Origin of the sequence: Aeromonas sp. 600276 (genome assembly GCF_049175815.1) — a bacterium.
In the GTDB taxonomy this organism is placed as follows: domain Bacteria; phylum Pseudomonadota; class Gammaproteobacteria; order Enterobacterales; family Aeromonadaceae; genus Aeromonas; species Aeromonas dhakensis.
Map to the genome: position 1 here is coordinate 58362 of NZ_JAAKVU010000013.1, position 24682 is coordinate 83043.

Here is a 24682-nt window from a genome sequence, read left to right on the forward strand (position 1 = left end):
CGCCTGCGGGCCTCTCTCCAGCAAGGGGTAAATCGGGGTAAGTCCTTATTACTTGGTAACAATTGACTCTATACTCGAACTCACTGAGACAACGTCACGGAGGATCTATGTTTACATCTCACTCCGCCACCATCCTGATTGTCGACGATTCCCCCGAGAATCTGATGGTGCTGACCGACCTGCTCTCCTCCACCTATCGGGTGCTCGCGGCCCAGAGCGGAGAGAAGTGCCTGCGCATCGCCACCGGCAAGATCACACCAGACCTCATTCTGCTGGATGTGATGATGCCTGGCATGGACGGCTACGAGGTGCTCAAGCAGTTGCGTCTCAGCGGGCAAACCAGCCGCATCCCGGTCGTGCTGCTCACCGCCCTCGCCGATCCCCAGAGCGAAGAGTACGGCCTGTCGCTGGGAGCCGCCGACTACATCACCAAACCCATCAAACCCGCCATCGTCCAGGCCAGGGTGCGCACCCAGCTGGAGGCCAAGCAGGCCCGCGACGGTCTGCAGACCCAGAATGCCGCGCTGGAGGCCGAAGTGGCACGGCGCATGGCGGAAAATGATCTGACCCAGCAGGTCTCCATCCGCGCCCTCGCCCATCTGGCGGAGATCCGCGATCCCGAAACCGGCAATCACATCCTGCGCACCCAGGGCTATGTCAGACAGCTGGCCAGCGCGCTGTCGACCCATCCCCGCTTTGCCGAGACCCTGACCCCCCGCTATATCGACCTGCTGAGCCGCTCGGCCCCGCTGCACGACATCGGCAAGGTGGGCATACCGGATCAGATCCTGCTAAAACCGGGCAAGCTGACGCCCGAGGAGTGGCAGATCATGCGCACCCACGCCAAGCTCGGCAGCGATGCCATCGAGGAGGCAGAACGGGACATCGATCAGCCACTGGTATTTCTCACCCTGGCCAAGGAGATCGCCCACTGGCACCACGAGAAGTGGGACGGCAGCGGCTATCCGGACGGTCTGAAGGGAGACGCCATTCCACTCTCGGCCCGCTTGATGGCGCTGGCGGACGTATTCGACGCCCTCATCAACGTGCGGGTCTACAAGGCGGCCATGCCCTATGACGAGGCGCGCGCCCTGATCCTTTCCGGCAGCGGCCAGCATTTCGACCCGGACGTGGTGATCGCCTTTGACCATCACTTCGACGAGTTCATCGCCATCGCCGAGCGCTACAAGGACGACAACGAGGTCCCTCATGGCTGAACGGCCGCCCTTGACCCGGGCCCATGTGCTCAATGTGGTGCTCACCTATGCCGCCGTGGCGAGCCTGTGGATCCTGCTCTCCGACAAGGCGGTGGAGTGGCTGTTCAGCACCCCGGCGCAATTTGCACTGGCCAGTACCATCAAGGGGTGGCTGTTCATTGTCATCACCGCCACCCTGCTCTACGCCATGCTGCGCCGGCGCATCGATCAGCCCACCGTCAGCAGCACGCCATCGAGGCGCCAACTGCTTCCCTTCGTGCTGTTCAATGGCCTCATCATCGCCCTGACCGCCATGGCCATCGCCCAGAACATCAATCTGACCCAGGACAAGGAGGCGACCCGGCTCGAGACCATCGCCGACCTCAAAGGCAAGCGCATCACCGAGTGGCTCAACTCCCGCGAATTCGACGCCCACATCCTGCTCGAAAACCCGCTCTATGGCGCCCTCTATCGCGACGCCCAGACCAGCCATGCCGGCCAAGCCGACCTGATGGCCAGGCTCGATGAGTTTCTCTCCATCCGCCGTTTCAGCGCCGCCACCGTGCTGGCGCCGAGTGGCGAGGTGCTGTGGCAGACGCAAGGGGCCAGCGGTCTCAACCGCGCGCTGCGCAATGCCCTGGCCAGTGTCAGCGCCGGGCGTATCACCCGGGTGGGCCCCTACCTGGACGAGCAAGGGCATGCCCGGCTCGATTTCATCGCTCCCCTGCCGGTGACCGACGGCAAGCCCCCCCTGATCGTGCTGCAGATCAGCAGCAGCGATCCCCTCAACAGCATTCTCAAGACCTGGCCGGTGCCGGACAGCAGCGGCGAGGCCCTGCTGTTTCGCCGCAACGGCGAGCAGATCCAGTTCATCAATGACGTCCGCTATCGTCCGGGCTCGGCCCTCACCCTGCAGTTGCCGGCCAGCAGCAAGGAGCTGCTGGCGGCCCAGTACCTGCGCCATGATCACGACGCCCAGGACAAAGCGATCTTCTTTGGCCGGGACTATCGCAACGTGCCGGTGTTTGGCACCGCCCGTCCGGTGCTGGGCACCGACTGGTACCTGCTGGCCAAGATAGACGAGGCGGAGCTCAACCGCGCGGTATTGAAAGAGAGCATCTGGATCGGGCTCATCGGCCTGCTTGCCCTCTTCATTACCAATGCAGGCATAGTACTGCTGCGCCAGCACACCCGACTGCAGATGGCCGAGCAGGTTCGCCAGTCCCAGGCCGGCCGGCTGCAGGCGCTGCAACTGCTCTCCGCCATCGCCGATAGCTCGGAAGACGCCATCTTCGCCAAGGATCTGGAGGGCAAGTACATCCTGTTCAACCGCGCCGCCAGCCAGTTTGTCGGCAAGTCGGCCAGCGAGATGCTGGGCCAGGATGACACGGCCATCTTTCCCCCCGATCAGGCGCGCATGCTGATGGAGATTGGCCGCCAGGTGATTGCCAGCAACCGGGTGCAGACCCAGGAGGAGTTTCTGACCCTGCCAGGCGGCGAGCGGGTGTTTCTCGCCACCAAGGGGCCGCTGCAGGGCAGCGATGGCGAGGTGATCGGTATCTTTGGCATTTCTCGCGACATCACGGATTTCAAGCGGGCCGAAGCGGGCCTGCGCGAGCGCGAAGGGTTGTTCCGCGCCCTGGTGGAGCAATCCCTGGCCGGCATCTACATCATTCAGCAGGGTCAGCTCTGCTACATCAACCCCGGTTTTGCCCGCCTGTTCGGCTACGGCTCGACCGCGGCGCTGCTGAAGATTGGCTCCCTGCCAGCCCTGGCCAGTGCCAAGGACAGCGCCAGGGTGGCCGAACAGCTGCAGCGCTGCGAGCAGGAAGACAGCGAGATCCACACCCGCTTCACCGCCCTGCATCACGATCACCAGAACATCGAGATGGAGCTGTACGGCCGGCGCGTCGACTACCGTGGCCAGCCCGCCGTGCTCGGCCTCTTGCTGGACATCACGGAGCGGGAGCAGGTCGAACAGGCCCTGACCCGTCAGGCGAGCGAACTGCGCCAGCAAAACAACGAGCTGGAACGTTTCAACAAGGTGATGGTGGACAGGGAGCTCGCCATGCTGGCCCTCAAGCACAAGATCAATGAGTTGTCGTTCCAGCTCGGAGAGCAGCCCCCCTACCCGCAGGCCCCCACTCCGCCGGAAGAGTCCCTATGATGAACTGGTCTTCGCTGTGGCATCTTCGCCCCACCAAACAGCGCTGGGGCGTCTGCCTGCTGGCACTGCTGCTGCCCGTCCTGATGCTGCAGATCCGGGTCCAGCTGCCCATCGCCTTTGGCGAGCGTCCCCTGCTGGTGCTGTTCATGCTGCCCATCATCGTCTGTGCCCTGCTGGGCGGCCTGCTGCCCGGTCTGCTCTGCACCCTGATGAGCGGCCTGCTCACGGCCTACTTCGTGTTGCTCCCGGTCCACGAGCTGCGCATCGGTTCCGGCCAGGATCTGGTGCAGTGGGGCATTCTGGAGGTCAACGGCATCCTCATCAGCCTGCTGAGCGCCGCGGTGCACCACTCCCGCAGCCGGGAGACCCAGCGTTGGCAAGAGCTGGCCAGCATCCAGTCCCGTCTGCAACAGAGTGAAACCCGCTTCCAGGCCACTTTCGAACAGGCGGCGGTCGGCATTGCCCTGGTCGCCCCCGACGGCAAGTGGCTGCGGGTCAACCAGCGACTGTGCGACATGGTGGGCTATCAGGCCGACGAGCTGATGGGGATGACCTTTCAGCAGATCACCCATCCGGACGATCTCTTCATCGACCAGACCTATGTGACCCAGATGCTGACCGGTGAACGCCAGCAGTACACCCTGGAGAAGCGCTACCTGCGCAAGGGGGGCGAGATCCTCTGGATCACCCTGACGGTGGCGCTGGTCAAAAACCTCAAGGGGGAGCCCGACTACTTCATCTCGGTGATCGAGGACAACCAGCAGCGCAAGGAGGCGGAGGAGGCCCTGCGCCGCAACGAGGGGATCCTGCGTGAATCCCAGCACCTGGCCAAGATCGGCAACTGGCGCTGGCACATCGCCGATGACAGCCACTTCTGGTCGCCGGAGATCTACCGCATCTATGGCCGCGATCCCTCCCTGCCCCCTGCCATCTATCCCGAAGTGAAGAAGTATTTCACCCAGGAGGGGTGGCGGACCATCGCCCAGTCGGTCGAACGCTGCCTGCAGGATGGTCAACCCTACGAGTGCGACGCCGAGGTGTATCACGAACATGGCGACCCCGCCTGGATCATCGCCCGGGGGGCGGCGCTTCGAGACAGCGAGGGGACCATAGTCGAGCTTTACGGCACGGTACAGGACATCACGGAGCGCAAGCTGGCAGAGCAGCAGTTGCTGCACAACCAACAGATAGCGCTCGATACCCAGCGCCGCGCCCGACTGGCGGCGCTCAATCTGATGGATGACGCTATCAGCGCCCGCATCCGCGCCGAGACCACCAGCAGCGCCCTGCGCGAGAGCGAGCAGCGGTTGCTGCTGGCCCAGGAGGGGGCGCACATCGGGATCTGGGAGTGGAACATCCAGAGTGGTCGCCTCTACTTCTCCCCCGAGTGCGCCCGCCTCTATGGCCGCAGCGCCGAGCAGCTCGGCGAGATCCACACCTGGCAGCGCTGCCTGCACCCGGACGACAAGCCGCGCATCGACAAGCTGCTGGCAGACCTTCCCGCCGGCGGCAAGCCGGTGGAGCTCGAGTTCCGGATCCTGCTGCCCAACGGCGAGGTGCGCTGGCTCAGCAGCAAGGGCAGCGTCTATCGGGATGCCCAGCAGCGCCCGCTGCGCCTGCTCGGCATCCATCTGGACATCACAGAGCGCAAACTGGCCGAGCAGCAGTTGCGCCAGCTGTCGCTCGCGCTGGAGCAGAGCCCGGACGGCGTCTTCATCACCGATACCCAGGCCCGCATCGAGTATGTCAACGTCGCCTTCCTGACCACCAGCGGCTACCAGCAGAGCGAAGTGATCGGCCAGACCCCGACCCTGCTGCGCTCCGGCCTCACCCCCAGGGCCACCTATATCGCCCTGTGGGACGCCATCAAGCGTGGCCAGCGCTGGCACGGCGAGTTCATCAACAAACGCAAGGACGGCTCCCACTACCATGTGCTGGCCACCGTCTCCCCCATCCGCCAGGAGAACGGGGTCGTGACCCACTACGTGACGGTACAGGCCGACATTACCGAGAAGAAGCAGCTCGGCGAGGAGCTGGATCAATACCGCTACCACCTGGAGGAGATGGTTGACGAGCGCACCCTGCAACTGGCCCAGGCCCATCAGCGGGCGGAGAGCGCCAACCGCGCCAAGAGTGCGTTTCTGGCCAACATGAGCCACGAGATCCGCACCCCCATGAACGCCATTCTGGGGCTCACCTATCTGCTCAAGCGCGACACGCCGGATCACACCCAGCAGGAGCGGCTGGAAAAGATCGACAACGCCGCCCAACATCTGCTCACCATCATCAACGACATTCTCGATCTCTCCAAAATCGATGCCGGCAAGATGGCGCTGGAGCAGAGCGACTTCTCCCTCACCGCCATGCTGGACAACGTCAGCGCCCTGATGAGCGAGCAGGCCCGCGCCAAGGGGCTCACCATCATAGTCGACATCGGCGACACCCCGGCCTGGGTGCACGGCGACATCACCCGCCTGCGCCAGGCGCTGCTCAACTACACGGCCAACGCCATCAAGTTCACCGAGCAGGGCTCGGTCACCCTGCGGGTACGACCGGAGCGTCAGCTTGGCAGCGACTATCTGCTGCGCTTCGAGGTGGAGGACACCGGCATCGGCATCAGTCCGGAACAGACCGAGAAGCTGTTCCAGGCCTTCGAGCAGGCGGACGTCTCCACCACCCGCAAATATGGCGGCACCGGGCTGGGGCTCGCCATCACCAGCCGGCTCGCCACCCTGATGGGCGGGGATGTGGGGGTCAGCAGCACCCTTGGCAAAGGCAGCTGCTTCTGGTTTACCGCCCGCCTCTCGGCAGGAGTGGGCGAGCCGCAACAGCCCGCCCGGCTGGAGCAGACGGTGCAGCAGGCGCTCTTTTTCGCCAACCACGCCAGGGTACTGCTGGTGGAGGACAACGCCATCAACCGCGAGGTGGTGCTGGAGCTGCTCGGCAACAGCGGCCTGGTCATAGAGACGGCGGTGAACGGCCAGGAGGCGCTGGCACGCGTCAGTCAGCACCCCTTCGATCTTATCCTGATGGACATACAGATGCCGCTGATGGATGGCTACAGCGCCACCCGCGCCATCCGGGCGCTGCCGGGCTGGGAGCAGGTGCCCATTCTGGCGCTCACCGCCAGCGCCTTCGAAGAGGACAGAAGGGCCTGCGAGTCCGCCGGCATGAACGATTTTATCGCCAAACCGGTCACCCCGACCCGCCTGTTTGCAGCGCTGCAACAGTGGCTGCCCAACAGCTCAGCCGCCAAACCTGGTTATCAGCGCCGGGCCAACGATCTGCTGATCGGCCCCCTCGCCCGTCTGCAAGGGGTGCCCGGGCTCGACCTGCAACAGGGGCTGGCGGTGTTGCAGGGCAACCAGAACAAGTACGTGACCCTGCTGCGCCACTTCGCCAGTGAACACAGTCTAGACATGCAGCAGCTGGCCGCTCAGCTGCAAACCGGTGACAAGCCCGCCGCCACCCGGCTGGTTCACACCCTGCGCGGGGTGGCCAGCACCCTGGGGCTGGTCGAACTGGCCGCGCTCTGTCAGCAGCTGGAGCAGGCCCTTGCCAAAGGGAACCTGGCCCCGGCCGAGCTGATGATGCCCATCGAGCGCCACCTCTCTGAGCTGCTCAACCTGCTGGGAGAGGAGGAGCGCCTGGTCCCCGCCACCTCGGCCCCCCTTGGCGGCCAGTGGCAACAACCGCTGCTGCGCCAGATGGAAGATCTGCTGCTGCAAAGCGACACCGCCGTTCTGCCGCTGTTCGAGCAGTATGCTGCCCCCCTGATGCTCACGCTGGGCACTCAGGGCGAGACGCTGGCCCGTCAGCTCAAGGTGTTCGACTTTGATGGGGCCCTGCTCACTCTGCGGGCACTGCTGACAAGGGATGATGCTCATGGGGATCCACTGGCACGCCAGCTCGATGGCAGCAAGGGATCTCAGGGGGCCAACAGGGCGGATAAAGGGTTGAATCACTGAATAAAGTCGTGCATATAGTGGTGTTCCCTCGCGTGAAAACACCGTCCGGATCCGGTCTTTTCTCCCGTACAGGAACCCGCTGTTAAAGCATGCCATTGACATTTTTTCACTCGCCGCCGGGCCCCAAGGCCCGTTGGCAACAACGTTAGTTTTAACAGTGCTTTACATGGAGCAACGAGCATGTTGTCAAAGCGTATTATCCCCTGCCTCGACGTCAAAGATGGCGTGGTGGTCAAGGGAGTGCAGTTTCGTAATCACGAGGTGATGGGCGGCATCGTCGAGCTGGCCCGCCGCTACGCCAGCGAGGGGGCCGACGAGCTGGTGTTTTACGACATCACCGCCTCGAGCGATGAGCGGGTGGTGGACAAGAGCTGGGTGAGCCGGGTGGCCGAGGTCATCGACATCCCCTTCTGCGTCGCCGGTGGCATCAAGAGTGTCGAGGATGCCCGCCAGATCCTGGAATTCGGGGCCGACAAGGTCTCCATCAACTCGCCGGCACTGGCCGATCCCACCCTCATCACCCGCCTGGCCGAGCGCTTCGGCGTGCAGTGCGTGGTGGTGGGCATCGACTCCTATTTTGATGCGCAGAGCGGTCACTATCAGGTCAAGCAGTTTACCGGCGACGAGAACCGCACCCGCACCACCGCCTGGCATACCCTGGATTGGGTGCAGGAGGCACAAAAGCGTGGCGCCGGTGAAATCGTGCTGAACGTGATGAATCAGGACGGCATGCGCCAGGGCTATGATCTCGAGCAGCTCAAGCTGGTGCGTGCCGTCTGCAAGGTGCCGCTCATCGCCTCCGGCGGCGCCGGCGCCATGGAGCACTTTCGCGATGCCTTCACCCTCGCCGACGTGGACGGGGCGCTGGCCGCCTCCGTGTTCCACAAAGGCCTTATCCCCATTCCCGAACTGAAATGCTGGCTGAAAACCGAAGGAGTCGCCATCCGTGAATAATCAAGCTGTAAACAACGACGTATCGCTGGCTGAGCGCCTGGACTGGGCCAAGTGCGACGGCATGATCCCCGCCATCGTCCAGCATGCCGCCAGCGGCGAAGTGCTGATGCAGGGTTTTATGACCCGGGAAGCCCTGGCAAAAACCCTGGCCACTGGCCAGGTCACCTTCTTCAGCCGCAGCAAGCAGCGCCTCTGGACCAAGGGAGAGAGCTCGGGCCATGTGCTCCAGCTGGTCGCTATCACCACCGACTGCGATCAGGACTCCCTGCTGATCGCCGCCAACCCCGTCGGCCCCACCTGCCATCTGGGCAATCCCTCCTGCTTCGACGGCCACCCCGTGCCGCCCCTTGGCTTCCTGGCCGAGCTCGAGCAGATCCTGGCGGCACGCAAAGGCGCGGATCCGGCCACCAGCTACACCGCCAGCCTCTATGCAAAGGGCACCAAGCGCATCGCCCAGAAGGTGGGTGAAGAGGGTGTCGAAGTGGCGCTCGCCGCCATGGCGAAAGACAGGGAGGAACTTATCAACGAATCCGCCGATCTGCTCTACCACCTGACGGTCTTGCTGCAAAACGAAGGGCTGGCGTTGAAGGATGTGGTGCAGCGGCTTTATGAGCGCCACACCAAGTGATGACCAACCGGTGAAGCACAAACGGGCCCTGATGGGCCCGTTTCATTTAATGGCCAGCACCGGCACGAGAGCCGGCAGACCGCACACTCTTTCAGCCGATACGGGTCCAGAAGCTCATGCTCACCGAGTCAGGATCCAGCAGAGTCAGGTACTCCCTTGCCACGGTATTGTGCAACCACTGCTGGCAATAGGCTTCGACCAGTGACTGGCTGGGGGCCATCACCAGGTCAGCATAGAGGCCGTCGGCGCCGCGCAGCAGGCAGTGCACAATGAGCTCGGACTGCTGGACAAGAAATTCGGACTCGACCCTGTGTGCCAGGGCGAGCAAATCTGCCTCCGTCACCCCCTCCTTGAGCCTGAAAGTGGCAAACTCGACGCCCCCTGCCCCTTGCATGTCGCCCTTGATGATCATCTTGTTCTCTCCGTTGTGGATGGTCTGGAGAAAACAGCATAACGAAGGGCTACTGACAGCCTTGTGTCAGTCCTGAATTGCCGTTTCGGCACCACTGCGCGCATGGGTGAACTCGTCCGACTGCCGCAGGGCGAGGTAATCGGCCAGGGTCACGCCAGGGGGCGTCCCTTCCCCCTGACGGCACTGTACCAGGGTATCGATGCGATCCACCCTGAAATCCCGGTAGGCCTGACGCAGCGCACACCAGGCGCCGAGCGTCCAGCATCCACCCCAGTAAAAGAGCCCGAGGGGATAGATGTGGCGGCCCGTCTTGCAGGCTTTGGCATCCTGATAACCTATTTCCAGCCAGCGGCTGGTGGTGATGGCCTCGTGCAACTGATCCCAACGGGCGTATACCGGATGCGCCGTGCGATAGTCCGGTACCCGCACCACGGGGTCGCAGTCCACCTGAATACCCTGTGCCGACAAAGCGGCCTCTATCTTGGCGAGCAGGGTCCGGGCCGGATCGGCCATCCCCTTGCCGGTCAGCACCGCCACCAGGTTCACCCCGGTGATAAGGGCCTCCAGCTCGGCTGCGCTCAACTGCAAGGGGGCCATCTCGAACCCCTCGCTCAGCCGATAGCCCAGCCCGGCTTCACCATAAACGGGAATGCCAGCCAGAGAGAGATCGTCCATATAGCGGTAGATGGTGCGCTCCGAGACACACAGGCGCGTTGCCAGCTCGCGGGCGGTCAGAGGCTGGTGAGCCCGCAGCAGGTTGGTCAATTGAAACAGTCGATCCGATTTTCTCACGGGCATCCTCAGGCTGGCAGGAGATGACCGGCATGGTAAGCCGGGATGGGCCCGAAAGGCACGCGTTGTTGGTCGAACGCCGTTATCACAGCCCCAGGCCATCTTTGAAGCAGCCTCTTCGCCCCTGAGGCCACGAAAAACAAAACGGGCCCGCAGGCCCGTTGATGACTTGGCGCTCTCGTCAGAGTCACCCCAGCTGCTGGCGCAGCATAAATTTCTGCACCTTGCCGGTGGAGGTCTTTGGCAGCGGGGTAAAGATGATGCGCTTGGGGGCCTTGAAATGGGCCATCTGCTCGCGGCAAAACGCAATCAGCTCGGCCTGGCTGAGTTCACGCCCCTCCTTGAGCTTGACGAAGGCGCAGGGCACCTCCCCCCACTTCTCGTCCGGCATGGCGATCACCGCCACCTCGTCCACATCGGGGTGGCGATAGAGCACGTCTTCCACCTCCAGGCTGGAGATGTTCTCCCCGCCGGAGATGATGATGTCCTTGGATCTGTCCTTGATCTCCACGTAACCGTCCGGGTGCCACACCGCCAGATCGCCGCTGCGAAACCACCCCTCCGCCATCGCCTCGGCGCTGGCGACCGGGTTCTTGAGATAGCCCTTCATCACCACATTGCCGCGCAGCACGATTTCGCCCATGGTCTTGCCATCCTGAGGGACAGCCTCGCCGCTGACCGGGTTGATGACCCGCATCTCCCCCTGCAGGGGTGAGGCTACCCCTTGGCGCGCCTTGAGACGCGACAGCGTGGTGGCATCCTGCCCCTGCCAGCTTCTTTGCGGCTCGCACAGCACGCAGGGACCATAGGTTTCGGTGAGGCCGTAGACGTGGGTCACGGCGATCCCCATCGCCTCCATGCCGGCGATCACGGTGGCGGGGGGCGCCGCCCCTGCCGTCATCGCCTTGATGGGGTGGTCTAGCCCGCGTTTGAGGGCCGGATCGGCGTTGTTGAGCATATTGAGCACGATGGGCGCGGCGCAAAAATGGCTCACCTTGTGCTCGTGCAGCGCCTCATAGATGGCCGCCGCCTGCACATGACGCAGGCAGACGCTCACCCCAGCCGTCGCCGCCAGAGTCCAGGGGAAGCACCAGCCGTTGCAGTGAAACATCGGCAGGGTCCAGAGATAGACGCTGTGCTTGGGCAGGTCCCAGGAGAGCACGTTGTTGACCGCATTGAGGTGGGCGCCGCGATGGTGATAGACCACCCCCTTGGGGTTGCCGGTAGTGCCGGAGGTGTAGTTCAGGGAGATCGCCTGCCACTCATCTTGCGGCAGCCAGCCGGGCTCATCCCCATTGCCCTCTGCAAGAAACCCCTCATAGGTGAGCTCGCTGACCAGCTCCCCTTCCCGATAGAGGGGATCGTCGATGGCGATCAGCAGCGGCTGGTTCTCGACAAGTGCCAACGCCTTTTGCACCAGGGCGCCAAACTCCCGGTCCACCAGCACCACCTTGCTCTGGGCATGCTGGAAGATAAAGGCCATCGACTCGGCATCGAGCCGGGTGTTGATGGTGTTGAGCACGGCGCCGCTCATGGGCACCCCGAAGTGGGCCTCGAACATGGCAGGGGTATTGGGGGCGACGATGGAGACGGTATCCCCCTCGCCGATGCCGCGCAGGCGAAGGGCCGAGGCCAGCTGGCGGCAGCGTCGCTCGGTCTGGGCCCAGCTCTGGCGCAGGGGGCCGTGGATCAGCGCCGGATAGTCGGGGTAGACCCGGGCGGCCCGTCCCAGAAAGCTGATGGGGGTCAGCGCCTCATAATTGGCAGGATTTTTTTCCAGATCGCGCTGATAGATGTTCTGCTCTGTCATCGGGTTCCTTCCTCGCAGGTAGCAAAAGCGGTGCGCTCCCGGGAGCGCCGGCAACCATCGTCTGGCGTCCTGCCAGAGGGTGCTCGTATCGGGGATCACAGCCTAGCGCGAGGCGATGGCCACAGGTATTAGCAAAACGTCTTAGAGGCGCTGCGCCGGCGACGCCAATCTGACCGAGCCGCATGCTGGTGCCTGTTTTTTCAGCGACAAATATCGACAGCCAATATCCTCGGCATAAAAACCGGCAAATAATGAATATGCTGATGCTTGCATGCAAGCTGGCCATATCTGGTTGCAGGCTGGCCGATATCGATATATTTGCAAACAATGCCGCCTGGATATTTATGGCATAAGCAAGCACATCGGTTTATTGCCAATAAATTAATGACAGGTCCCTCATTAAATATATTTTGTGACGGCTTCCATAAAGCAGGCCCGCAGCGCTGTTCATGCTTCCCCTCGGCGGGTTATGGTTTCTTGGTGAAACAATCTACCGAATGTTCAATATCAGGCCAGATTTCTCGCCATACGATGCGCCATAACCAGTGAGTTTGCGCACTCCCGCTGCATGACGAAGGAACCCTATCGACCCGATATTCCGCCGAGCCCGAACCTGCTTTATCGAGGAGCATTTTATGTGTGCCGAGCCGAATACCCAGACCCGCAGACAATTTCCCACCGCGTTTACCATCTTGTTTTTGATCATGTTGTTGGCCATCGCCCTCACCTGGATAATTCCGGCAGGCGCCTATGCCAAGCTTTCTTATAATGCCGCCAGCCATATGCTGACCATCAACACGCCGCAAGGGGAAACCCGGCGAGTGCCCGCCACTCAGGATGAGCTGACCAGACTCGATATCAATATCGGGGTGGAGCAGTTCGTCAACGGCACCATCCGCAAGCCCATCGCCATCCCCGGTACCTATGAGCGGCTGGCCCAGGCGCCGAAGGGACTCTCCGACGTGGCGGTGAGCATGGTCAAGGGCACCATAGAGGGGGCCGACATCATCGTCTTCATCCTGGTGCTGGGGGGACTGATCGGGGTCATCAACAAGACCGGTGCCTTCAATGCGGGGCTGGTGGCGCTGTCGCACAAGACCCGCGGCAACGAGTTCCTGTTTGTGGCGCTGGTCTGCTTTGTGATGGCGCTGGGGGGCACCACCTGCGGACTGGAGGAGGAGGCCGTCGCCTTCTATCCCATCCTGGTGCCCATCTTTCTGGCGCTCGGCTATGACGCCATCGTCTGCGTGGGAGCCATCTTCCTTGCCGCCTCCATGGGCACCACCTTCTCCACCATCAACCCCTTCTCGGTGGTGATCGCCTCCAACGCCGCCGGCATCCCCTTTACCGAGGGGCTGAGCTTTCGCGCCGTCGGCTGTCTGGTGGGCACCCTGGTGGTGATAGGTTATCTCTACTGGTACTGCAAGAAGATCAAGGCCAACCCCGCCTTCTCCTATACCTATGAGGACAGAGAGAGCTTCCGGGCCCGCTTCCTGAAAGAGGGCTCCCTCGATGAAGGGGTCCCCTTCACCCTGCGCCGCAAGATCATCCTGACCCTGTTCATCCTCGCCTTCCCCCTGATGGTGTGGGGCGTCTCCATGGCTGGCTGGTGGTTCCCGCAGATGGCGGCCTCCTTCCTTGCCGTCGCCATCGTCATCATCTTTATCTCCGGCCTCAAGGAGAAAGAGGCGGTCGAGGCCTTCACCCAGGGCGCGTCCGAGCTGGTGGCGGTGTCGCTCATCATCGGGCTGGCGCGGGGGGTCAACCTGGTGCTGGATCAGGGGATGATCTCGGACACCATCCTGGCCTATGCCTCCAGTCTGGTGGCCGGCATGCACGGCGCCGTGTTTGCGGTGGCCCAGATGCTGGTGTTCACCCTGTTGGGGCTGGTGGTGCCCTCCTCTTCGGGGCTGGCGGTGCTCTCCATGCCCATCATGGCGCCGCTGGCGGATACCGTGATGATCCCGCGCTACATAGTGGTGTCGGCCTACAACTGGGGGCAATACGCCATGCTGTTCCTGGCCCCCACCGGGCTGGTGCTGGTCACCCTGCAGATGCTCGGCATCCAGTTCAACCAATGGGTCAGGTTCGTGCTGCCCATGGTGGGCTTCGTGCTGGGTTTCGGTGCCCTGATGCTGGTGGCGCAGGTGATGCTGATCTAGCGCACATGATCCCCGCCCCGGCGGGGGTCATGCCTTATCCAGGGCGCAGATCTGGAGAGCCTAGTGGCGCACCCTGTGCTGCTGGCGAAAACAGAAGAGCTTGAGGCTGATGTCGGCAAGGTCGGCGGGCAGCTCCTGCGCCGTCTCACAGAGGGGTTGATAGAGGGAGTCCAGCAGCCGCTGGGCTTGTTCCCGGGTGATGATGCCGGCCTGCACGGCCGGTTGTATCCATCTTGGCAGCATCGACATATGAACCCCCTTGCTGACCGGATGACCGCAGCCGAATCTGGCCTGACTGCGGGTGGCGCCTGCCGGCTCACATTGCTGCGGGCCGCCAGAGACACGCGATTGATCCTCTCTGCCAACAGAGCAAGCATAATGCTTGCCGTGATCTGTTATCGGCCGCCAATCCTCCCGGCAACAGTGATTTATCAAGCGGTTGGCGCACCCTGACTGACGCTGGTGGATGACAAGCCCCTCTGGTTTGCCATTAGGCCAGCCGGCGGTGGCAGGAGCTTGACGCAAAATGGGAAAATAGGCCCAGCTGAATCGCAAAATGCCACTCGCAGATCGCTTTTTCTCCCTTCATTCGCCCTTTGTCGCCAAAGCCCGACACCTTTTTGGCGAGGCACTTTTCGGTGCAGTCAGGGGCTGTCGTGCCCGCACGGGCTTTGCCTTGTGCCTCCTTGCCCTTGTGCCAAGATGAGCGCAAGCAAGAGACGCATCCCGTGATGCATTTGAGGAGAAGAGAAAATGAACAAATCCATGTTGGCAGGAGTCGGGATCGGTGTGGCCTCTGCGCTGGCCTTGTCAGCCGCCGCCAGCGGATCCCTGTTTTCATCACAGCCTCAGTTCGCCGAAGTGCTGGCCAGCAAAGCGGTGACCGAGACCATCAAGACCCCCCGTCAGGAGTGTCGCAACGTCACCGTGACCCACCGCAAACCGGTACAGGACGAGCACAAGATCCTGGGTACCGTGGTCGGTGCGGCGCTGGGCGGGGTGCTTGGCAACCAGTTCGGTGGCGGCAACGGCAAGAAGGTGGCGACCGCCGCCGGCGCCGTGGCGGGTGGCTATGCCGGCAACCAGGTGCAGGGCAACATGCAGGCCGGTGATACCTACACCACCACAGAGCAGCGCTGCAAGACGGTGCAGGAGAGCAGCACCCGCACCCTGGGCTATGACGTCACCTACCGCCTCGCCGGTCAGGAAGGGGTGATCCGCATGAACAAGGCCCCCGGCACCACCATCCCGGTCAAGGATGGCAAGCTGGTGATCGACGGCTCCCAAAGCGGCAGCTGATCTCGTCGGCTGGTCCAGCTCAGAGGCCCATCCTGGTGATGGGCCTCGCTGTTTTTGCCGCTCTCTTGGCCGACAACAGAAACAACAGAAAGGGGCCCGCAGGCCCCTTTTCATATTGAGAAGTCATCCTCAGTGGCGACCGAAGGGCCACCAGGACTTGTCGTTGTCGAGAATGTCGACCCGGGTCTCCTGCAGGTTGCCCGGCTGGCCACCCTGCAGCGCGGCCAGGCTCACCTTGAACTGCTCGGTGGGCTCGACAAACCAGTCATCGATGATCAGCACCTTGACCGACTTGCTGCCCCCCTCGCCAGCGGCCCAGCTCACGGTCTGGCTGAACCAGGGCAGGAAATCCAGCCCCCAGCGCGCCGTAACCCCGTCAAGGGCCACCCGGGCCCGGGCCGGCTTGCTCAAATCGCCGCTGCGCACCAGCGGGATCTCGGCAAACCACTGCCCCTCGTTCACCGTCATGCTGGCGCGCGCCAGCGAGATGGTGGACGGCGCCAGCTTGTCCTTGATGGTCACCAGGGTCTGGTGCTGATCGCCCAGGGTCGCGCCGCTCGCATCAAACAGCTCCAGGGTAAAGGTCTCGTCACCCTCGTGCAGGGTGTCGCTCTTCACCGGGATGCTGATGGTCTGGCTGTCGCTCTGGCCGGCGGCCCAGTGCAGGGTGCCGGTGAGCGGTGCCACGTCGCTTGCGTCCGCGCTGCCGTAGGCAATGCGATAACTGACGCTGGCCTCCCCATAGCTGCCGTCGCGGCGCGCCACGCTCAGGGTCAGGGTGTTACCCTCCTCCACATTGGCAGCGGCGCTCTCTAGGCTCAATACCCCGGCGGGCGGCAACGGATACTGGATAGCCACCAGCACGGGATCGTGATCCGAGGCGCTGAAGGGCCCTTCGGATTTCGCCAGCTGGCCGCTGTACTTAGTGCCGTACTCGAAGAAGTTGCTCTCGGCGGAGTTGATGTGCCAATCCTCGATGCCGATCACCTTGGCCGCGAGGCTCGGGTTTGCCAGGGCGTGATCCAGGTTGCCGAGCTCCCCTTCGTAGCTGTAGGAGTAGGTGTCGGTGCCGTGGAAGCGGGTGTTGAGGTTGACAAGGCCATACCCCTTGCCAAGGGCGCTGCCGCTCTCCTCGAAGGGTTGACCCGCCAATGTGGTGAAGGAGGCGCTCATGATCTGGCGCGCCTGGGCGGCCGGATCATAGTCGGTCAGCACCCGGATGGGATCCTCCATGCCGTAGGCGTTCATGTCGCCGATCAGCAGCAGATCCCCGGCCAAATCCTTGAGATGTTCCCCCAGCACCTTGGCGGCGGAGACCCGCAGCGCATTGCAGTGGCCCTGACCATCCAGCGGATCGGCGGTGGCGTAGTCGGGGTAATCCTCGAAGCAGGCGGAGCCCTTGGACTTGAGGTGGTTGACCACCAGGGTCAGCGGCGCATCCCCCTTGGGCGAGCTGAAGCGCTGCACCAGCGACTCGCGCATCCCCTGATTGATGGTCACCGGCTTGCCGCTGGCGTCCACCGCCTCGGCCTGCTGCACCGGCAGCGCGATGAGGCTGGCGGCCCCCTCCGGGGTCACCTTGGCGGGCCGGTAGATGAGCCCCACCGTGATGGCGTCGGTACCGATGGGCTTGCCATCCGGCGAGGCAATCCAGCGGTAGTGATCCGCCTCGTCCGGCTGGGCGGCGTTCAAGGCCGCCACCAGGTTGGCGATGGCGGAGTTGTCGCCGTAGCCGTTGTTCTCTATCTCCATCAGCCCCACCACGTCGGCATTGAGGCGGGTGATGGCGCTGACGATCTTGGTGCGCTGCAGCTCGAACTCCGCCACCGTCAGGGCGCCCCGGTTGCTGCCGGTGGGGTTGGCATCGCCCCCCACGACCGTGGTGAAGAAGTTGAGCACGTTGAAGCTGGCAACCCGCAGATCCCCCGCCTCGGCAAGCTCAGGGGTTTCCACCCGATCCCAGCCACTGTGATCTATCTGGCTGGCGTCGATGCGGTTGCTGGCCACCAGCCTGAACAGGTTGTAGGAGTAGCCAAGCGCACCCTCCAGCCCGTTGAGCTTGTCGCCGATGCGCAGGTAACCATCCTCGGCGTTGAAGCCGGGGAACCAGGGCAGCACGCCATCCGGCGCCTTGGCGTCGGTCTCCACCACCAGCTGGTTCTGCTGGTTGCGCAGGGCCCAGTTGCTCGCCTCCTCGCTCATGGCGGCAAACTTCTGGGTCGACTTGATAAGCGGCGCGCCATAAGAGAGCACCAGGTTGTTGCGCTTGCCGTCGTAGTCAAAGCTGAAGTTGCGGGTCACCACCAGGCTGGATTCAGGCACCAGTCGCACCTGCATCCCCTCGTGACGCTCCAGCAGTTGGCTCAGGCTCTCGCCTGCCACCGGCAGCAGATCCACCGCAGCCGGAACAGTCCCCTGCGGCCGGGTCACCACCAGCTCGTCGGCGTTAAGCTGGGTCTGGTTGAAATACTCTTTCACCTTGCCCGAGACGCACACCTCGGCCCCCGGCACGATGGCGGCGTTGGCCTTGGTGCTGTAGACGAAGAGGCCGTCGGAGGTGGCCGGATCGCCATCCCCCTGCACGTCCTGGATGAAGAAGCCCTTGTAGAGGCCGTTCACCACCTGAGTCACCACACCGCGGGTGGCATAGGCCTGCTCCGATTCAAACTTGCCGGCCGGCACCAGCGGGCTGCTGTTGCCGGTGCCCTGAATGGCGGGCACCGGCACCAGATTGTCCACCGGGCAGACGAAGGCGGGCGGCAGGGTGCCATCGCAGGGACCATCGCCGCTGCAACCCAGGCCACTGGCGTCATCTTTCGGGGCAGCCACGTATTCGAGCGCCGGATCGAAGGGGGCGGTTGCATCAGTCCGGCCGGTGGTGACGGTGGCCTTGCGGCGCAGGGTCATGTCCAGGGTCGAGACGTTGCCGGAGACCCAGGCCGTGCCCGGATCCACTCCCACCTGGCCGAAACTGTCGATTATCTCGCTACCGCGATAGAGCACCAGGGCGTCGTCACCGTTGAACACCAGGTTGCCGCTGGTGCGGTTGGCCTTGGCCAGGATCTCGCTGCTGGCGGAGGGGTTGGCCAGTACCAAAGTGGCCCCCGGGGCCAGGGTGCCTTGCAGCACCAGGCTGTTGGTGGGGGATTCGCTGATGGGTTTGCCGTTGGCGTAGAGGGCCAACCGGTATTGGGAGAGATCGACGGCGTCGCTGCCGAGGTTGCTCAGCTCCACCGCCTTGTTGTTGCCCGAGCCTTCCAGGTATTCGCTGATGAGCAGCTGTGCCTGTGCCTGTCCCGCCAGCGCCAGCCCGACGGCCAGCGCTACCAGAGAGTGTCTTCCTGACATGCCAGTTTCCTTTTCTTTTTGACGTTATGTTTTACGCCCCGCCAGGCGGGCCGCAGCACCTTGTTACGATTCTGATTGAGCATCATGGCGGCCTCGGCCAACCACGGCGCCTACTCTGCCCGTTTCGGCGCAGGGCCGCCGCGAGCTGGCTAACAATTACAGAAAAATGTTGCGACCACGTGACAAAAAAGGGGGCTTTTTTCAGACCCCTTGCCACTATTTTCCGTTATTTCCCGCCCACCAGTATTTGCTGCCGCCAATATGCAAAAGAGGCGCACAAGATGGCGACACATATTGACATAGTGCGTAAAAACAGTCGCTTGCCATTTTCAGGCCGCTGCGCGGACTAGGTTGATCATTATTTGTGCTGATAGCTGGGCAGTGCAGTATGCCTGTTCCCCAGTGCCCGCCCGAAATAACGGGATGCGTGTTTGACCGGCGGGGTGAAAATAACCTCCCGGCCTATTTAAGACGCAATCATCCCGGTGTCGACCGACGGTTTGCGAGGCTAATCGAGGGGCGACCCCCTCACCCCTTGCAGCACTTTTTCACCGCCCGCACCACGTTCTGATAACCGGTGCAGCGGCACAGATTCCCCGACAGCCCGCGGCGGATCTCCGCATCAGTTAAGGGTCGGCGATCTGTCTTGTCGAGCAGGGCGGCGCTTGCCATCACGAGGCCCGGGGTGCAAAAACCGCACTGCACCGCCCCCTCGTCGATAAAGGCCTGCTGCACGTCGGAGAGCTCATTGCCCTGCCGCTCCCCCTCCACGGTGCGAATGGATTTGCCATCGGCCCACACCGCCAGATAGAGGCAGCTATCGATAGCCGTGCCATCCACCCGCACGGTACAGGCGCCGCACTCGCCGACGCTGCACCCCTCTTTCACGCTGATCAGCCCCTGCCCGCGCAGGAAGTGAAGCAGCGACATGGTGGGCGGCACAGCATAGGAGTAAGGCTTGCCGTTGATCTCACACTGGATCGCAACAGTGGGACAGCTTTGCGGTTGCATCATAGGATCTTGCCTCCGGCACGTTCGACGGCGCAGGTGATCACCCGCTGCGCCAGGGTTTTGATCAGGTGCAGGCGAAATTCCTTTTCTGCCCGCCAGGAGGAGCGCGGCGCCACGTCGGCTACCACCGCATCGGCAATCGCTGCCAGTGTGGCGCGAGTCAGGGGTTGCCCCTCGGCCGCCGCTTCGGCGTGCGGGGTGCGCACCGGCGTCGGCGCCGCCACCCCGTAAGCCAGCCGCAGGCGCTTGAAGTGACCATCCTCAATCTGGCAGTAGGCGGCGCAGCCTATGGTGGCGATATCCATGGCCCCTCGCATGGCGTACTTGAAGTAGTGGGAGCCCACCTGGGGGTGCGCGTCCGGGGCAAAGTGAAACGCCACCAGGATCTCCGCTGGTTGCAGCGCCACCTTGCCCGGGCCGGTGTGAAAACCGGCGATGGGGATGCGGCGCGTGCCATCGGGGCCGGCGATCTCCAGCTCGGCTTCCAGCGCCACGGTGGGCGCCGCCGAGTCGGCACTGGTGGCGCCGTTGCAGATGTTGCCGCCATAGGTGGCGACGTTGCGGATCTGCGGGCCGGCGATGGTGGCAGCGGCCTCGGCCAGCATCGGCAGGCGGCGCTGCACCAGCTTGTTTTCGATGAGCTCGGTAAAGGTAGTGCCGGAGCCGATACGAATAGCGCCGTCGGCCAGCTCGCTCACCCCCTTGAGTTCCGGCAAGTCGTGAATATCGACGATATGGCGATAGGCGGCGTTAAGGTGATGGAGCTGGATCATCACATCGGTGCCACCGGCCAGCAGGCGCGCCTCGGGGTCGGCCTGGCGCAGGGCAACCGCCTCGGCCACGCTGTGGGCCTTGTAGTAACGGGCAATATCAAACATGGCGTTGCTCCTCCCCTGCTCCCTCGCCAATCAGACCCGCCGCGACAAACTCCCGGAACAGGGTTTTGGGGGTGATGGGCAGCTCGTTGATGGCGACCCCGGTCGCCATGCGAATGGCGTTACGGATCGCCGGGCCCGGCGAGATGATGGGCGGTTCCCCCAGGGATTTGTGGCCATAGACCGACTGGGGCTCGTAGGTCTGCACGAAGTCGCATTCGAGCTCGGGCAAGTCCAGCATGGTGGGAAACTTGTAGTCGAGCAGGTTGGGGTTGCGCACCACGCCGGTCTTGGCGTCGATGATCATCTCCTCGAACAGGGACCAGCCGATCCCCATCCCCATGCCGCCGTGCACCTGCCCTTCCGCCAGCTGCGGGTTGAGGATCTTGCCCGCATCGTGCAGGTTGAGAATGCGGTTGATGGTCACCTTGCAGAGATCGATGTCAACACTGAGATCGACGAAGGTACAACCAAAGCTCGGCGGGTTGGTGGTGGTCTTGTGGGAGACCTCGGAGGTGATCTGGCCGCCGATGGTGAGGTGGTAGTAGGCGTTGACCGACACCTCGGCGACGCTGATGAGCACCTTGTCCGGCGCACCGGCCAGCACCACGTAACCGTCGATCAGGGTCAGCGATCCCACATCCTGATGACAGAGCTGGGCTGCCAGCGAGAGGATACGCGCCCGCAACTGTAGCGCCGCCTGATGGATGGCGGGGGCCGCCACATAGCTCTGGCGCGAGGCGAACGAGCCGGGGTCGTAGGCGGTGATGTCGGTATCCTGGGTCGAGATGACCCGGATCTGCTCAAACGGAATGCCCAATGTCTGAGCCGCCATCTGGGCAAAGACGGTGTCCGATCCCTGCCCTATCTCGGTGGCGCCGATCTGCAGATTGACGGTGCCATCCTGGTTGAGCAGCATGCGGGCGCCGGCAATTTCGACCCCCACCGGATAGGTGTTGGAGCCATAGCTAAAGCACGCCACCCCGATACCGCGCCGTACCCGGCTCGCCGGATCCTGTGCCAGACATTCGGCCTTGAGCCGTTCCCACTCGAACTGCTCGCCGCCCCGGTGCAGGCACTCGGGCAAGCCGGCGCTGTAGATGGTCTTCTGGTTGACCTGATTGACATCCCCCTCGCGGGCCACGTTGGCGATGCGAACTTCGAGCGGATCCAGACCCAGCTCGGCGCAGGCGTCATCCAGCATGCATTCGAGGGCAAACACTACCTGCGGGGCGCCGTAACCGCGCATGGCGCCGGCGGTGGGCAGGTTGCTGTAGAAGGTTTTGGCGTCGTAGCCAAAGGCGCTGCGCGGATAGAGGTAGCTGATCTTGTTGGCGCCGGCGCTGGCGATGGAGTGGCCGTGTGAGGCATAGCCGCCGGTGTTGGAGAGCACGTCGAGCTGATACCCCTTGAGGGTGCCATCCCGGTTGATGCCTAGGGTGCCGTCGATGGCAAAGCCGTGGCGGGTGCGGGAAGCAAAGAAGCACTCCTCCCGGCTCAGGGTCACCTTGACAGGCACGCCGCCAAGCTGGTAGCTCAGAAACGCCGCCATCGGCTCTTCCAGCACATCCTGCTTGTTGCCAAAGCCGCCGCCCATGTAGGGCTTGATCACCCGCACGCTCGACCAGGGCAGGCCGAGGGATTTGGCCACCCGGCTGCGCACAATCTGGGGGATCTGGGTGCTGCTGACGACGATGATGTGATCCGGCTGATCCATGTAGGCGTAGCAGGTGACCGTCTCCAGATGGCAGTGCTGCACCACCGGCGTCTGGTAGTGCCCCCTGAACTGCAAGTCGGCGGCAGCAATGGCCTGCTCCGGCTCCCCCGCCCAGATCTGGCTCTGGCGCAGCAGGTTGCCGGTCGGGTGGATGGGACAGGCCCCCTCGGCCAGGGCGCTGGCCGCATCCGTCATCACCGGCAGCGGCTCGTAGGTCACCTTGACCAGGGCGGCGGCCTTCTCGGCGACCAGCGGATCACGGGCCACGACTATGGCGACGCCATCACCGAAGTGACGCACATGGTCGGTGAGCAGACGCCGGTCTTTCACGTCCCGTTTGGTCTCATCGAGGGACCAGGCATGACCGGCGGTGCGAAAACAGGTGGTGGGCACATCTTCATGGGTGAACACGGCTTCTACCCCGTGCAGGGCCAGCGCCTCGCTGGCGTCGATTGCAAGCACCTTGCCGTGGGCAATATGGCTTCGCACGTATTTGGCGTGGCGCATGCCGAGCATGATGTTGTCGTCGGTGTAGCGGGCGCTGCCGGTCACCTTGGCCTCGGCATCCACCCGCTTGAGCGGTAATCCTATGGACATATGCAAGTCCTTTGTCAGGCAGAAAAAATCAGAACCGGTATAAAAAACAGCAAGATATGCGCCCGTTTCCGGCACATCGGACCAACCGGGGGGCAAAGGCGGCGAGCAAAGGGAAGAAGTGTGAAGAAGATCCCATCCAGCACCCATCAGGCGCTCCGTCATGGCCGTGGCCAGCCCCGCAGCAGCAGCCCATGGAGGACTCGGCGGCGCCAGTGGCCGGGCGGCGTTATCAATCTGGTAGCCCCCGTTATCAAAATGGTATGAGTGCGGTTTGAAGGGCGGGGCCGGCCAAGAGAGGCTGGCCCCGCCAAGAGAAGGAAATGATCCGGACTAGATGGCCCAGCCGCCAGCGTAGAAGAGCACCAGCGCCAGGGCGATGATGACGGTGCCGACGTTGAGCTTGCGCCACTCCTTCGAGCAGATGCGGCCGATCACCAGGGCGCTGAAGCCCAGCATGATGCCGGTGACGATGTTGCAGGTGAGCACGATGAAGACGGCGCACAGCAGGCCGGACATGGCCCCGACAAAGTCATCGAAGTCGAGCCGGGCGACGTTGCTCAGCATCAAGAGTCCCACGTACATCAGCGCCGGTGCGGTGGCATAGGCCGGCACCAGATAGGAGAGCGGCGAGAGGAACAGCATCAACAGGAACAAGACCCCCACCACGGTGGCGGTGAGGCCGGTCTTGCCGCCTGCCGCCGTGCCCGCCGCCGATTCGATGTAGACGGCGGCCGGCGCTGCCCCCACCAGACCGGAGAAGATGCTGCTGATGGAGTCGGCGCTGAGCGCCTTGCCGCTGTTGATGATGTGGCCGTCCTTGTCCAGCAGGTTGGCCTGCCCCGCCACGGCGCGAATGGTGCCGGTGGCATCAAACACCGCCGTCATCACCAGCGCCAGCACGCTTGGCAGCACCAGCGGCGAGAGCGCCCCCATGATATCCAGGCTGAAGATGAGGGACTTGCCCTGCTCGTCGGCGAGGCTCGGCATGGCGAACAGCCCCTGGTACTTGACCGCCGGATCGAAGATGAGGCCGAAAATGGAGATGGCGATGATCACCAAGAGGATCCCGCCCGGAACTTTAAGCTTCTCCAGCCCGACGATGACCGCCAGCCCGATGAGAGACATGATGACCGGCATGGAGGTAAAGGCCCCCAGCGCCACCGGCAGCCCCTCCAGCGGGTTCTTGATCACCAGCCCTACCCCGTTGGCGGCGATCAGCAGCAGGAAGAGCCCGATGCCGATGCCGGTGCCGTGGGCGATCCCCATCGGCAGGTTGTCGAGGATCCAGCTGCGCACCCCGGTCACCGAGATGGCGGTAAACAGCACCCCCATCAGAAAGACGGCACCGAGCGCCACCGGGATGGAGATCTGCTGCCCCAGCACCAGGCTGAAGGCGGTAAAGGCGGTGAGCGAGATGGCGCAGCCGATGGCCATCGGCAGCTTGGCCCAGAGTCCCATCAAGAGCGAACCAAAGCCCGCCACCAGACAGGTGGCCACGAACACGGCGCCGGGGGGAAAGCCCGCCTTGCCGAGCATGCTGGGCACCACGATCACCGAATAGACCATGGCGAGAAAGGTGGTGAGCCCCGCCAGCACCTCCTGGCGCACATTGCTGCCCCGCTCGCTGATCATGAAGTAGCGATCGAGTGCGCCGCCGGCGGGCTGTCGTCCCGCCGCCGCCCCCTTGTCCGCAACTGCCCCGTCCATCTCATTTATCCTGTTTGTCTGGCTCATGGCCGACTCCTT

At 63.4% G+C, this 24682-nt stretch carries 16 protein-coding genes; 7 read left to right on the plus strand and 9 right to left on the minus strand.

Features of this window, described 5'->3' with window-relative positions; translation table 11 throughout:
• Positions 1-107: 107 nt before the first annotated feature.
• The 5 genes from G5134_RS13965 to hisIE all read left to right on the plus strand — a co-directional run bounded on the left by G5134_RS13965 (position 108) and on the right by hisIE (position 8913).
• A complete protein-coding gene (locus G5134_RS13965) occupies positions 108-1217 on the plus strand; it encodes a response regulator (RefSeq protein ID WP_219325727.1) in 1110 nt (369 codons plus the stop codon).
• A complete protein-coding gene (locus G5134_RS13970; protein WP_065017110.1) occupies positions 1210-3363 on the plus strand; it encodes a PAS domain-containing protein in 2154 nt (717 codons plus the stop codon). The genes G5134_RS13965 and G5134_RS13970 overlap by 8 nt, the downstream gene beginning before the upstream one ends.
• Positions 3360-7331: a PAS domain S-box protein gene (locus G5134_RS13975; RefSeq protein ID WP_065017109.1), complete on the plus strand. Its 3972-nt coding sequence runs from the start codon at positions 3360-3362 to the stop codon at positions 7329-7331. Before G5134_RS13970 ends, G5134_RS13975 begins: the two co-directional genes overlap by 4 nt.
• A gap of 180 nt (positions 7332-7511) precedes the next feature.
• Positions 7512-8285, plus strand: coding sequence for an imidazole glycerol phosphate synthase subunit HisF (gene hisF / locus G5134_RS13980; protein WP_065017108.1), 774 nt, complete (start codon positions 7512-7514; stop codon positions 8283-8285).
• A complete protein-coding gene (gene hisIE, locus G5134_RS13985; RefSeq protein ID WP_065017107.1) occupies positions 8278-8913 on the plus strand; it encodes a bifunctional phosphoribosyl-AMP cyclohydrolase/phosphoribosyl-ATP diphosphatase HisIE in 636 nt (211 codons plus the stop codon). The genes hisF and hisIE overlap by 8 nt, the downstream gene beginning before the upstream one ends.
• Before the next feature lie 91 nt (positions 8914-9004).
• On the opposite strand, the gene G5134_RS13990 is transcribed toward hisIE, so the two are convergent.
• From G5134_RS13990 to G5134_RS14000, 3 genes are all read right to left on the minus strand, one after another.
• Positions 9005-9325, minus strand: coding sequence for a hypothetical protein (locus G5134_RS13990; RefSeq protein WP_065017106.1), 321 nt, complete (start codon positions 9323-9325; stop codon positions 9005-9007).
• A 66-nt stretch (positions 9326-9391) separates the two neighbouring features.
• A complete protein-coding gene (locus G5134_RS13995) occupies positions 9392-10090 on the minus strand; it encodes a helix-turn-helix transcriptional regulator (protein ID WP_082969931.1) in 699 nt (232 codons plus the stop codon).
• Positions 10091-10304: 214 nt separating this feature from the next.
• The gene (locus G5134_RS14000) at positions 10305-11927 is read right to left on the minus strand and encodes an acyl-CoA synthetase (protein WP_065017104.1); all 1623 of its coding nucleotides are present in this window, start codon (positions 11925-11927) and stop codon (positions 10305-10307) included.
• A gap of 635 nt (positions 11928-12562) precedes the next feature.
• On the opposite strand from G5134_RS14000, the gene G5134_RS14005 reads away from it, so the two are divergent.
• Positions 12563-14089 carry a YfcC family protein gene (locus G5134_RS14005; RefSeq protein ID WP_065017103.1) on the plus strand — a complete coding sequence of 509 codons (1527 nt, stop codon included), beginning with the start codon at positions 12563-12565 and terminating at the stop codon, positions 14087-14089.
• Positions 14090-14149: 60 nt separating this feature from the next.
• Here G5134_RS14005 and G5134_RS14010 read toward each other — a convergent pair whose 3' ends face one another.
• Positions 14150-14338, minus strand: a complete 189-nt coding sequence (locus G5134_RS14010) for a hypothetical protein (RefSeq protein ID WP_017764436.1) — start codon at positions 14336-14338, stop codon at positions 14150-14152.
• Positions 14339-14842: 504 nt separating this feature from the next.
• On the opposite strand from G5134_RS14010, the gene G5134_RS14015 reads away from it, so the two are divergent.
• Positions 14843-15388: a glycine zipper 2TM domain-containing protein gene (locus tag G5134_RS14015; protein WP_042006810.1), complete on the plus strand. Its 546-nt coding sequence runs from the start codon at positions 14843-14845 to the stop codon at positions 15386-15388.
• A gap of 129 nt (positions 15389-15517) precedes the next feature.
• On the opposite strand, the gene G5134_RS14020 is transcribed toward G5134_RS14015, so the two are convergent.
• The 5 genes from G5134_RS14020 to G5134_RS14040 form a co-directional block, all read right to left on the minus strand.
• On the minus strand, positions 15518-18736 hold the full coding sequence (locus G5134_RS14020) for an ExeM/NucH family extracellular endonuclease (protein ID WP_065017102.1): 3219 nt from the start codon (positions 18734-18736) through the stop codon (positions 15518-15520).
• A gap of 528 nt (positions 18737-19264) precedes the next feature.
• Positions 19265-19750, minus strand: a complete 486-nt coding sequence (gene xdhC / locus G5134_RS14025; RefSeq protein ID WP_065017101.1) for a xanthine dehydrogenase iron sulfur-binding subunit XdhC — start codon at positions 19748-19750, stop codon at positions 19265-19267.
• Positions 19747-20625 carry a xanthine dehydrogenase FAD-binding subunit XdhB gene (xdhB, locus tag G5134_RS14030; RefSeq protein ID WP_065017100.1) on the minus strand — a complete coding sequence of 293 codons (879 nt, stop codon included), beginning with the start codon at positions 20623-20625 and terminating at the stop codon, positions 19747-19749. The genes xdhC and xdhB overlap by 4 nt, the downstream gene beginning before the upstream one ends.
• Positions 20618-22936, minus strand: a complete 2319-nt coding sequence (xdhA, locus tag G5134_RS14035; RefSeq protein WP_065017099.1) for a xanthine dehydrogenase molybdenum-binding subunit XdhA — start codon at positions 22934-22936, stop codon at positions 20618-20620. The genes xdhB and xdhA overlap by 8 nt, the downstream gene beginning before the upstream one ends.
• A 330-nt stretch (positions 22937-23266) precedes the next feature.
• On the minus strand, positions 23267-24643 hold the full coding sequence (locus G5134_RS14040; protein ID WP_011706033.1) for an NCS2 family permease: 1377 nt from the start codon (positions 24641-24643) through the stop codon (positions 23267-23269).
• Between the last annotated feature and the right edge of the window lie 39 nt (positions 24644-24682).